8 protein-coding genes are annotated in these 12,937 nt (G+C 50.5%); 4 read left to right on the forward strand and 4 right to left on the reverse strand.

Features of this window, described 5'->3' with window-relative positions; genetic code table 11:
* Positions 1 to 282: 282 nt before the first annotated feature.
* Positions 283 to 3,120, reverse strand: coding sequence for a two-component system sensor histidine kinase RcsC (gene rcsC, locus LC084_RS15690; RefSeq protein WP_226572132.1), 2,838 nt, complete (start codon positions 3,118 to 3,120; stop codon positions 283 to 285).
* Between the two features lie 123 nt (positions 3,121 to 3,243).
* Positions 3,244 to 5,880: a DNA topoisomerase (ATP-hydrolyzing) subunit A gene (gyrA, locus tag LC084_RS15695; protein ID WP_226572133.1), complete on the reverse strand. Its 2,637-nt coding sequence runs from the start codon at positions 5,878 to 5,880 to the stop codon at positions 3,244 to 3,246.
* A 158-nt stretch (positions 5,881 to 6,038) separates the two neighbouring features.
* Between gyrA and ubiG the strand changes: the two genes are divergently transcribed.
* From ubiG to yfaE, 4 genes are all read left to right on the forward strand, one after another.
* A complete protein-coding gene (ubiG, locus tag LC084_RS15700; RefSeq protein ID WP_226572134.1) occupies positions 6,039 to 6,770 on the forward strand; it encodes a bifunctional 2-polyprenyl-6-hydroxyphenol methylase/3-demethylubiquinol 3-O-methyltransferase UbiG in 732 nt (243 codons plus the stop codon).
* Positions 6,771 to 7,123: 353 nt separating this feature from the next.
* A complete protein-coding gene (gene nrdA / locus LC084_RS15705) occupies positions 7,124 to 9,409 on the forward strand; it encodes a class 1a ribonucleoside-diphosphate reductase subunit alpha (protein ID WP_226572135.1) in 2,286 nt (761 codons plus the stop codon).
* A gap of 115 nt (positions 9,410 to 9,524) precedes the next feature.
* The gene (gene nrdB / locus LC084_RS15710) at positions 9,525 to 10,655 is read left to right on the forward strand and encodes a class Ia ribonucleoside-diphosphate reductase subunit beta (RefSeq protein WP_226572136.1); all 1,131 of its coding nucleotides are present in this window, start codon (positions 9,525 to 9,527) and stop codon (positions 10,653 to 10,655) included.
* Positions 10,656 to 10,657: 2 nt separating this feature from the next.
* On the forward strand, positions 10,658 to 10,915 hold the full coding sequence (gene yfaE, locus LC084_RS15715; protein WP_226572137.1) for a class I ribonucleotide reductase maintenance protein YfaE: 258 nt from the start codon (positions 10,658 to 10,660) through the stop codon (positions 10,913 to 10,915).
* An 81-nt stretch (positions 10,916 to 10,996) separates the two neighbouring features.
* Here yfaE and LC084_RS15720 read toward each other — a convergent pair whose 3' ends face one another.
* Entirely contained in the window at positions 10,997 to 12,205 is a 1,209-nt protein-coding gene (locus LC084_RS15720) for a nicotinamide mononucleotide deamidase-related protein YfaY (protein WP_226572138.1), read from the reverse strand.
* 136 nt (positions 12,206 to 12,341) lie between these two features.
* Entirely contained in the window at positions 12,342 to 12,881 is a 540-nt protein-coding gene (locus LC084_RS15725) for a YfaZ family outer membrane protein (protein ID WP_226572139.1), read from the reverse strand.
* Positions 12,882 to 12,937 lie beyond the last annotated feature (56 nt).

The following is a 12,937-nucleotide window of genomic DNA, read 5'->3' on the forward strand; positions in this document are numbered from 1 at the left end:
AAGGTTATTCCGCCTGGACGGCGGAATAAGGCGAAACGAGGCAGGACGCCGAGTCGAGCCGGCCGCAGGCTGACTGCCCGGAGGTGAACGCAGTGCGCAGCACCGGTTGCCCGCGAAAACGGGGATTGTTAAGGGGCGGGCCCCTTAACACGTTCACCGGCTGTGAAGCCACATTAACCACTCCACTGGAAGTGAACGGAACTTTCACCAAACCAACATCAGCGCAAAGTGAACGGAACCAGTTCCCCACGAAAACCATCATTACAAAGGAACAAGCCCCTTTTACTCCCGGTGATTCCTCACCCGCTCCGCAAACACCGCCAGCGCCTGCTTCAACACATCCAGCGTCACAGGTTTGGACAAGCAACTATCCATTCCCGACTCAAAACAACGCTGCTTCTCTTCTGCCAGTGCATTCGCCGTCACCCCTATCACAGGTAACGTCAGCCCTAACTGGCGGATACGTTGTGTCAGGCGATAACCATCCATATTCGGCATATTCACATCACTCAGAACAATATCGATATGATGTTTGCTGAGCACTTCAAGCGCTTCTACACCATCACCCGCAGTCTTGCACTGATGATACCCAAGGGATGCGAGCTGATCCGCCAGCAGACGGCGGTTTATTGGGTGATCATCAACGATCAGCACGGTAATGTCGTCGTTCTGCTCGCTGATTTCAGAAGGCTCTGGCAAATTCACATCGTTACCCGGAACCTTCACATCCACCCGGTAAATTTTCGCCAGCAATGTCACCAGATCGTGGGGGGAAGCCACACTGTGCACCCAGATACCGGGCTCACTTTCCAGCGGAATACCAATATGCCTGCGGCAGAACTGAATTACAGCCCGGCCAGACCAGGGCTCATTTAACACTTCATCAGTGATTAACACATCATCCGGGTCTGGCGTTTCTCCCTGCCAGAAACTGTTTTTGATTCCTTTACTTGCCAGTAGATTCGCCAAAAAGTCATTCAGAAAAGCATTACTCACAGCCAGCCAGCAATGTTTATGAGTCAGTGCCGATGCCGACATAACCGGAACCGGTTTAGCTTCATACAGAGGTATACGAATAGTAAACTGGCTCCCCATCCCTGGTTCAGAATCTACCGCAATATCACCGTCCATCATGGTGATAAGTTTCTCACAAATCGCCAGCCCCAACCCGGTACCCTGGAAGTTACGCTGAACCCCTGTTCCCACCTGGAAAAACGGATCAAACAGGCGCACAACCTCTTTGGCAGCAATCCCTTCCCCGGTATCTCGCACCCGGAAGCAGAGGTAATCATCCGTACAACGCACATCGAGAATAATGCAGCCAGTATCGGTGAACTTAATCGCGTTACTCAACAAGTTCGAAATCACCTGCTGTAAACGCATTGGGTCGCCACGTAAGGTTAACGGCACGGAAGGCGCGATAAAACAGTAAAGCCCCATTTGTTTGCGCACCACCAGAGGTTGGTAGTTTGCGGTAACATGGGTCATCACTTCACGAGGCGAGAATTCCCGCGGTTCAATCTTCAACTGTTCAGATTCAATTTTCGAGAAATCGAGAATATCACTGATGATTTTCAGCAACAGGCTGGATGAGTTGTTCATTGCCGTCACCAGACGGTCAACGCCGTCAGGTAATTCACGGGTTTGTAACAGATCCAGGTTACCAATGATGCCATACAGCGGCGTGCGCAATTCATGGCTGACTGTTGCCAGGAACATCGATTTAGACTGGCTGGCCTGTTCTGCAGCATGAGCCATATCCTGCAACGATTCTTCCATCTTCACACGGGCGCTCACATCCACCAGCACGCAAATTGCCACGTTCTCGTTGCGATAACGAGAATGCACAAAACTTATCTGCAAGTTCGTGTTGTCGCTGGTGAGCACATCAACAAAGTTCACCTGCTGGCCACAAATGATTTGCGTCAGGCGCTGGCGGTCTTCATGAGTCAGCATATTCAGGTAATTGTGCGCCAGTTCATTACTGAGAATATTGGTGCCATCCAGCGTGCGCAGAATACAAATACCTACTGGCGCTGAAGCCACAATTTTACGGTTAAACTGTTCGTGCTCTTCCAGGCGCTGGGCATCCGTTTCCGCGGGGATGAAAATACGCCGCTCATACATTCTTGCCAGGGTAAACAACACCACACCGACCAGGATATTCAGCAATACGGCGTTCAAAATAAGAATACGAATTTCGTCCAGCACTTTATCAACCGGCACGCTGTACACCACACTGAGCGATGACGGCATCAGGTTTTTCTTCAATGCCAGTTCTTTAAACCCTGTGGTGTAACCAAACCAGGTGCGCGCCTGAAACCAGTCAGGCTGTAGTGATAAATGCCCACTTCCCCCGGTCAGTGATACCAGCGAATGGCCATTTTCATCCATCAGTGTGATATCTACCGGTAAGTTACCCGGCAGCATAAAGTTTTCCTGGCGAATACTCTGCTCAACACCCAGTAATGCCTGCACCCGGTTAGCGAGGAAAACAGGCGTTAATGTGTAAAAATACCCGGTTCCTGCACGGCTGCCCGGAGCCACCCAATAAACGGTGTTAATCCGTTCATCCATTGGCGCATCACGGTAGTGCTTTAACCGTTCATTAAGCAACGACAGTGCTTTGTCCTGGCCTGGTGAGGTGTTACGTAGGGAGAAATCGGCAATACACTGGTTATCACCAGCAACCAGAAATACCCGGTTCAGGTCATAGTTTGCTGAAAAGTTATCACGCCAGTAACGCAAAAAACCGGATAACGACTGCATGGACCCTTGCCATGACTGGTCAAGCGTACTGCAATCCACATTGTTAGACAGTGGCAAAAATGCGGGCGTATTCCCTCCCCGATTACTGCCTGGCGTAGCATTGTCTGTTGGGCGGTTTTCTGTAATGTATTTGAGTTCTTTCACCACATCGGTGGTGCGTTGAATATACCGCTGCGCCTGGTCAAAGCTTAGCGTAAGCTCCTGGTGTATTTCCGCTTCTTTATCGTGTAGTGCACCCACGATGTAAAACACCGAAAACAGGGCTATCAGAAGCCATAGTAACAGCGCCAGCGCCCGGAAAAGATAGCGCGAGACTTTAAGTGTGCTGCGGAAAGAGACGGCGTATTTCAATGTAAGCCCGGTAAGAGTCAGTCAATCGATAATAATGCGTTAACTTAACGGTAAAAGTGAGTGGTCGCAATGGCAAAGAAAAAGGGCCGGTTACCCGGCCCTTCATAACGTGATGATTTCAGATTAATCTTCACTGTCATCGGCAATATCGTCGTCCTGTTCCGCTTCCGGCGCGATTTCATCATCGCCTTCTGCTACAGAGCCATCAATGCTGTCGAGTTCTTCGTCGTCTACCGGTTCAGCAACACGCTGCAGACCCACTACGTGCTCATCTTCCGCCGTGCGAATCAGAATCACGCCCTGGGTGTTACGGCCCACAACGCTGATTTCAGAAACGCGTGTACGCACCAGCGTACCGGCATCGGTGATCATCATAATCTGGTCAGCGTCATCAACCTGAACAGCACCTACCACTTCCCCGTTACGTTCGGTCACTTTGATAGAGATAACCCCCTGAGTCGCACGGGACTTAGTTGGGTACTCTTTCTCATCGGTACGTTTACCGTAACCGTTCTGGGTAACTGTCAGGATAGCGCCTTCACCGTGAGGAACAATCAGTGAAACCACGCTGTCTTTTTCTGCCAGCTTGATACCACGCACACCGGTGGCTGTACGGCCCATGGCGCGCACTGCGTCTTCTTTAAAGCGCACCACTTTACCAAACGCAGAGAACAACATAACTTCGTCGTCTTTCTGAGTCAGGTTCACGCCAATCAGTTCATCGCCTTCATTAAGGTTCACAGCGATGATACCGGCGCTACGTGGGCGGCTAAACTCAGTCAGCGCGGTTTTCTTCACAGTACCACTTGCGGTAGCCATAAAGACATTCACGCCTTCTTCGTATTCACGCACAGGCAGAATGGCGGTAATACGTTCATCCTGCTCCAGTGGCAACAGGTTGACGATTGGGCGGCCACGCGCACCACGGCTTGCTTCCGGCAACTGGTAAACCTTCATCCAGTACAGACGCCCCCGGCTGGAGAAGCACAGGATCGTGTCATGGGTGTTAGCGACCAGCAGGCGATCAATAAAGTCTTCTTCTTTAATGCGGGCAGCAGATTTACCCTTACCACCACGGCGCTGCGCTTCATAATCTGACAGCGGCTGGTATTTCACATAGCCCTGATGCGACAGCGTAACAACAACATCTTCCTGGTTTATCAGATCTTCGATGTTGATATCCGCACTGTTGGCAGTGATTTCCGTGCGACGTTCGTCACCAAACTGGTCGCGAATCGCTTCCAGCTCTTCACGGATAACTTCCATCAGGCGCTCTGCGCTGGACAGGATATACAGCAACTCAGCAATCTGCTCCAGCAGCTCTTTGTATTCATCGAGCAGTTTTTCATGCTCAAGGCCGGTCAGTTTTTGCAGACGCAAATCAAGAATTGCCTGAGCCTGTTGCTCAGTCAGGTAATATTTACCGTCATGCACGCCGAACTGCGGTTCCAGCCACTCAGGACGAGCAGCATCGTCGCCAGCACGTTCCAGCATCGCAGCCACATTACCCAGGTCCCATGCGTGAGCGACTAACGCTGCTTTTGCTTCAGCAGGTGTCGGTGCATGGCGAATCATCTCGATAACCGGGTCGATATTCGCCAGCGCAACAGCCAATGCTTCAAGGATATGAGCACGGTCACGCGCTTTACGCAGTTCAAAGATAGTACGGCGAGTCACCACTTCACGGCGGTGGCGAACAAAAGCTTCGAGAATATCTTTCAGCGGCATAATCTTCGGTTGGCCATGGTGCAATGCCACCATGTTGATCCCGAAAGATACCTGCAACTGAGTTTGTGAGTAGAGGTTGTTGAGAACCACTTCACCCACCGCATCGCGTTTAACTTCAATAACAATACGCATCCCGTCTTTATCAGACTCGTCGCGCAGTGCACTGATGCCTTCAACACGTTTCTCTTTGACCAGCTCGGCAATTTTCTCGATCAGGCGCGCTTTGTTCACCTGATAAGGAATTTCATGCACGATAATGGTTTCGCGGCCAGATTTTGCATCGGTTTCCACCTCTGCTTTGGCGCGAATATAAATCTTCCCGCGCCCTGTACGGTACGCTTCTTCAATACCGCGACGGCCATTAATAATTGCCGCTGTCGGGAAATCTGGCCCAGGGATGTGTTCCATCAACCCTTCAATGGTGATGTTTTCATCCTCAATATATGCCAGACAGCCGTTAATCACTTCTGTCAGGTTATGGGGCGGTATGTTAGTTGCCATCCCCACTGCAATCCCGGAAGAGCCGTTAACCAGCAGGTTCGGAATTTTGGTTGGCATAACATCGGGAATTTTTTCTGTTCCGTCATAGTTGTCCACGAAGTCGACTGTTTCTTTATCAAGATCAGCCATTAACTCATGGGCAATTTTCGCCAGACGAATTTCTGTATAACGCATGGCCGCGGCGGAATCGCCATCGATAGAACCAAAGTTCCCCTGGCCATCGACCAGCATATAACGCAATGAAAATGGCTGCGCCATACGAACAATGGTGTCATACACTGCAGAATCACCATGGGGATGGTATTTACCGATAACGTCACCGACGACACGGGCGGATTTTTTATAGGCTTTATTCCAGTCGTTGCCCAACACGTTCATCGCGAACAATACGCGACGGTGTACAGGCTTGAGGCCATCACGGACATCTGGCAATGCACGGCCGACAATAACCGACATGGCATAATCCAGATATGAGCTTTTCAGCTCTTCCTCAATATTGACCGGTGTAATTTCTCTGGCAAGGTCGCTCATCTGACCGCTATCCCTCTACTGTATCCCGGATTCAAAGGTCGCAAATTATAACACACTCCCGCTCTGGCAGGGAAACTTGTCTGATGGGCGCAGCGCTTTATTCGTCTCGCCAGGCTGTTATACTCGGCAGCATCTATTGATGAGGAGTTCTGGCGTCCATGAATGACGAAAATACCCCGGTGTCGCGCAATGTTGACCACGACGAAATTGCTAAATTTGAAGCCATCGCCTCGCGCTGGTGGGATATGGAAGGCGAGTTCAAACCCCTTCACCGGATTAACCCTTTACGCCTGGGCTATATCAATGAACGCAGTGGCGGTGTCTTTGGTAAAAAGGTGCTTGATGTGGGTTGCGGCGGCGGCATTCTGGCCGAAAGTATGGTACGGGAAGGCGCAACAGTAACCGGGCTGGATATGGGCGGAGAACCCCTGCAAGTGGCCCGCCTGCACGCGCTGGAAAGTGGCCTTCAGGTTGATTACCGCCAGGAAACCGTTGAAGACCATGCGGCAGCAAACCCTGGTGCCTATGATGTCGTCACTTGCATGGAAATGCTGGAACATGTTCCGGATCCACAATCGGTGGTGCAGGCCTGTGCGCGCCTGGTCAAACCGGGTGGCCATGTTTTCTTTTCCACCATTAACCGTAATGGCAAGGCCTGGCTAATGGCGGTGGTCGGTGCTGAATATGTGCTGCGCATGGTGCCTAAAGGCACTCACGATATAAAGAAATTCATTAAGCCCGCTGAACTGATTCACTGGCTGAGTAACACCGCTTTACGTGAACGTCATATGACTGGCCTGCATTACAATCCGCTGACTGATCATTTCCGTCTCGCGCCGGGTGTTGATGTTAATTATATGTTGCACACAACCTCAAGCAACGCGCTCTGAGATAAGTTTTCGCTATCTCTTTGCTATCAAAAATTGCGCAGCATCAAGTTGCGCAATTTACATCACGAACAAGAAACCAACATTTAGTCATTTTTTTAAAAAAAGTTACTCCAGCTTGACATCCCCTTCAGCCCTTACCATTCGGGCATTCTTACCTGTTCCGGGGAGATGAACCTCAATTTTTCGGCAAAATCAACTCTTGAGATTGAAAGATTCCTTACTAGAATACTCACCATATAGTGATTCAGTTATCTCATACCCCCAACATATAGTATTTATCCACAAAGTTAGCCACAAGGCGGCGTTGTGGATAAGCGGGGGATATTTTTATTTCACGGACAGGTAAACCCCACATGAATCAGAGTCTGCTGGTAACGAAACGTGATGGCCGTACAGAGCGCATCAATCTGGACAAAATTCATCGTGTCCTCGACTGGGCGGCAGAAGGCCTGCACAACGTTTCAGTTTCACAAGTTGAACTGCGTTCCCATATCCAGTTTTATGACGGTATCCGCACTTCGGATATCCATGAAACGATTATCAAAGCAGCCGCGGACCTGATTTCTCGCGACGCCCCGGACTACCAGTATCTCGCTGCTCGTCTGGCCATTTTCCACCTGCGTAAGAAAGCTTTTGGTCAGTTTGAACCGCCTAAACTCTACGATCATGTAGTTAAAATGGTTGAAATGGGTAAATACGACACTCATCTGCTGGAAGACTACACGGAAGAAGAGTTCCAGCAGATGGACGGTTTTATCGACCACTGGCGCGATATGACCTTCTCTTATGCGGCTGTAAAACAGCTGGAAGGGAAATACCTGGCGCAAAACCGCGTTACGGGTGAAATTTATGAAAGCGCCCAGTTCCTGTACATTCTGGTTGCTGCTTGCCTGTTCTCTCGTTATCCGCGTGCGACTCGCCTGGACTACGTAAAGCGTTTTTATGATGCTGTATCGACTTTCAAGATTTCACTGCCAACGCCAATTATGTCTGGTGTGCGTACTCCTACACGCCAGTTCAGCTCTTGTGTGCTGATTGAGTGTGGTGACAGCCTTGATTCTATCAACGCAACTTCCAGCGCTATTGTGAAATATGTATCTCAGCGTGCCGGTATTGGTATTAACGCGGGCCGCATTCGCGCACTGGGTAGCCCGATTCGTGGTGGTGAAGCATTCCATACCGGGTGCATTCCTTTCTACAAGCACTTCCAGACAGCAGTGAAATCCTGTTCTCAGGGTGGTGTACGTGGTGGTGCGGCAACACTGTTCTACCCCATGTGGCACCTGGAAGTTGAAAGCCTGTTGGTGTTGAAAAATAACCGTGGTGTGGAAGGTAACCGTGTTCGTCATATGGATTACGGTGTTCAAATCAACAAACTGATGTATACCCGTCTGCTTAAAGGTGGCGATATCACTCTGTTCAGCCCGTCAGATGTTCCGGGGCTGTATGATGCCTTCTTTGCAGATCAGGATGAGTTCGAACGCCTGTACACCCAGTACGAAAATGACGACAGCATCCGTAAGCAGCGTGTTAAAGCAGCGGAACTGTTCTCACTGATGATGCAGGAACGTGCTTCTACTGGCCGTATCTACATCCAGAACGTTGACCACTGCAACACCCACAGCCCGTTTGATGCAACAGTTGCTCCAGTGCGCCAGTCTAACCTGTGCCTGGAAATCGCTCTGCCAACCAAACCACTGAATGACGTCAATGATGAAAACGGCGAAATTGCGCTGTGTACATTGTCTGCGTTCAACCTGGGCGCAATAGAGAGCCTGGAAGATTTGGAAGAGCTGGCGGTTCTGGCCGTTCGCGCACTTGATGCCCTGCTGGATTACCAGGATTACCCTATTCTGGCAGCCAAACGTGGTGCTATGGGCCGCCGTACCCTGGGTATTGGTGTGATTAACTTTGCATATTACCTGGCAAAACATGGCGTGCGCTACTCCGATGGCAGCGCCAACAATCTGACGCACAAGACCTTCGAAGCCATTCAGTATTACCTGCTGAAAGCATCGAATGAACTGGCGAAAGAGCAAGGCGCTTGCCCGTGGTTCAACGAAACCACCTACGCCAAAGGTATTCTGCCGGTTGATACCTACAAAAAAGACCTGGATGCGATTTGCAACGAGCCGCTGCACTACGACTGGGAAAGCTTGCGTGAGTCCATTAAAACTCATGGTCTGCGTAACTCAACGCTGTCTGCCCTGATGCCGTCAGAAACGTCATCACAGATTTCCAATGCCACAAATGGTATTGAGCCGCCTCGTGGCCATATCAGTGTGAAAGCGTCGAAAGACGGTATTCTGCGCCAGGTGGTGCCGGATTATGAACTGCTGAAAGACAAATACGAATTGCTGTGGGAAATGGCGGGTAACGATGGCTACCTGCAACTGGTTGGCGTAATGCAGAAATTTATCGACCAGTCGATTTCTGCCAACACCAACTATGACCCGTCACGCTTCCCGTCAGGAAAAGTGCCGATGCAGCAATTACTGAAGGATTTGCTCACCGCCTATAAATTTGGTGTCAAAACCCTTTACTATCAGAATACCCGCGACGGTGCTGAAGATGCCCAGGATGACCTGGCACCCAGCATCCAGGACGACGGTTGCGAAAGCGGCGCGTGTAAGATTTAACCCAGAGGCAGGCCGGGAATCCGGTCTGCCTGTTTCCCTTTTCACGCGGTAAAGGGCCCGTTAAGAACAGCGAAACGGCACTCAGCCAATGGTGGCGTTTTACAGGACAATGTTTATGGCATACACCACATTTTCACAGAAGAAAAATAACCCGCTCAACGAACCCATGTTTTTTGGTCAGCCTGTTAACGTTGCACGCTATGACCAGCAGAAATATGACATTTTCGAAAAACTGATTGAGAAACAACTGTCATTTTTCTGGCGGCCAGAAGAAGTGGATGTGTCACGCGACCGCATCGATTTCCAGGCGTTACCAGAACACGAAAAACACATTTTTATCAGCAACCTGAAATACCAGACATTGCTGGATTCCATTCAGGGGCGCAGCCCTAATGTGGCATTGCTGCCGCTGATTTCTATTCCTGAACTGGAAACCTGGGTAGAAACCTGGGCGTTTTCTGAAACTATCCATTCCCGTTCATACACCCACATCATTCGTAATATCGTCAATGATCCGGCGGTGGTGTTTGATGACATCGTAGAAAACGAAGAAATTATCAAGCGCGCCAAAGACATCTCCACCTATTACGACGGGCTGATTGAGCTGACCAGCTACTGGCACTTGCTGGGCGAAGGCACCCACACTGTAAATGGCAAGACCGTTACGGTGAACATGCGCGAATTGAAGAAAAAGCTTTATATGTGCCTGATGAGTGTGAACGCACTGGAAGCCATTCGCTTTTATGTCAGTTTTGCCTGTTCCTTCGCTTTTGCTGAACGCGAATTGATGGAAGGCAATGCGAAGATTATTCGTCTGATTGCCCGCGACGAAGCCCTGCACCTTACCGGTACTCAACATATGTTGAACCTGATGCGCAGTGGTGAAGACGACCCGGAAATGGCTGAAATTGCCGAAGAGTGCCAGCAGGAAAGCTATGACCTGTTTGTTTTGGCGGCGCAGCAAGAAAAAGACTGGGCCAACTACCTGTTCCGCGATGGCTCAATGATTGGCCTGAATAAAGACATTTTGTGCCAGTATGTTGAATATATAACCAATATTCGCATGCAGGCTGTTGGGCTGGACTTACCATTCAAGACACGCTCTAACCCAATTCCGTGGATCAACACCTGGCTGGTATCTGACAACGTGCAGGTTGCGCCTCAGGAGGTTGAAGTCAGCTCTTACCTGGTTGGCCAGATAGATTCACAAATTGATGCCGATGATTTGAGTAACTTCCAGTTATAACTATGAGTAACCGTATTACCTTACATCAGTCTGGCCGCCAGTTAGAGTGCCAGGAAGACCACCCTTCACTGCTGGCCGCCCTGGAATCGCACAAGGTGGCTGTAGAGTATCAGTGCCGGGAAGGGTATTGCGGCTCGTGTCGTATGCGCTTGTTGGCAGGACAGGTCAAATGGCTGACTCAGCCCCTGGCTTTTATTCAGCCGGGAGAGATTCTTCCCTGTTGTTGCAAAGCACAGGGCGATGTGGAAGTGGATTGCTGAATCCCACATAACTCACTGGCGCGTTAGCCGAATAGTAAAAAGGGAAAACAATGTTTTCCCTTTTTTATTTCGCGTATCTCGTCAGGCAGAACAGGTTAATTGCTCTTCAATATGGATCCAGCCATGTTCTGTGCTCACATCCCAGCCATTTAACCAACGGCGCAGCATATTCATGGCCAGCATCGCACAGACCGCCTGGCGGGTTTCCACGCTATGGCGGCGCCCGGACCAGTTAACCAGCAAACCGACAGTTTTACCCGGTGTGTGCAACGCCAGGGTTTGTTTGCTGCTATCATCAATTGCCCCCACCACCAGCGCCAGTGAACTGCCCTGCTGTTCAGCCAGTTGCCGGGCACGCTGAACACAACACGCCAGGCTCTCTGGTGTGGTAGAAGGTAAAACCTGCCCCTGAACTACCGGTACACCAGCATTGGTCAACTGCCAGCACAGCATACCTGCGGTAAACTGTTCACTCAGCGCCAGAGTCAGATTTTGCTCCTGTAACCGCGTGGCAAGCTGTGCAGGCAACCCTTCAGTTCCTTCAAAAATAAGGCTTTCACCCACCACGTCACGAATTTTCTGCCAGGCGTGCTGCATGCCTGCACGCTGGACCGATGGGCCAGTCAGCTTCAGTTCAATAATGGGCATAGAAGAACGGTAACCCAGTACCACACCGTCTGGTAATGGCAGGGGATCGAGTTGTTGGGCGAGATCGCTTTCAGAACGGCCAAATGTGGTCATGCGCAAGCACAACGGCATTTCAATGCCAGGATAACGCTTGCGCAGGCGCGGTAAAATTTCCAGCTCAACCATCTGTTTAAATTCAGAAGGAACGCCTGGCGTGAAAAAAATCAGGCAACGGTTAAGTTGCATGGCAAACCCACAGGCTGTCCCCACCGGGTTATCAATCATTTCACTGCCCGCCGGGATCATCGCCTGCTTGCGGTTACTGGGTGCCATAGGCCTGCCGCGCTCTTCGAAAAAACGCGCCATATGCGCCAGCCACTCTTCATGGATAACCAATTCTGTACCCGCGGCTTTCGCGGCAGCTTCTGCACTCAGGTCGTCACTGGTTGGCCCCAGGCCGCCGTTGACTATCAGAATATCCGCCTCATGGCTGCGCGCCTGCAATATCGCCACCAGGTCGGCAAATTTATCCCCGACTGTCTGGCGACGAGTCATGGGGAATCCCTGTTCAAATAAAAAATCAGCGAGCCAGGAGGCATTGGTATCGACTATTTGCCCATACAGCACTTCATCGCCGGTTGAGAGCATTTCCACATTTAACATCGATATACTCCATTGGGAGAGAAGCCACCACTATAGCGCAGTGGCCTGGTAAATACAGAGGCTATAACTGTTTCACCTTATGCCGTTAATCAGTGATTGCAGCACCAGGCTGAGGGGAAAAGAAGAGGTGAGAGATTTAGAAAGCTGCACTGACACCCAGGTACGGGCCATCAATAATCGTGTTTTTATTGTCGTTACGGTCTTTCAGGCTCATATAGCGATAACCCGCTTCAACCGTTAATGGGCGGAACACCATCCAACGGCCACCGGCCTGCACTTCCTGATAGGAATCAATACCCGAAGCAAAAGCATCTGGCGCGTAATAGTACTGACCGAAGACAGAAACATGGCTCACAACCGGCACACTCAAACCACCGCCAATTCCCAGTGCGTAGCCAGTTTTTCCCTGGTCAGGCTTGATATAAAGCCCTTTACCGCCCAGAGTCACCATCGCCGGGCCAACAGGCAGATTGTAGCCCAGCCCCAGGTCCGCAATATAACCATCGTCATTATGACGAGTCCAGTCTGCACTGAGCGCCACACCGCTGGTAGACGTACCCATGCCCACACCAATGCTGGTGTATTTATGCCCGGCCTGGCCGTAAATCCCCACGGCACTGGCTGAGCCAGATACTGCAACAAGCCCACTGACTGCCAACAATAGATACTTATTCATTTTGTTTTCCTGAATACTGATACCTGGTAATTAACCCGTTGAAGCACAAAGCGGAT

The sequence above is a fragment of the Mangrovibacter yixingensis genome (assembly GCF_020523985.1).
GTDB classification, from domain to species: Bacteria; Pseudomonadota; Gammaproteobacteria; order Enterobacterales; family Enterobacteriaceae; genus Mangrovibacter; species Mangrovibacter yixingensis.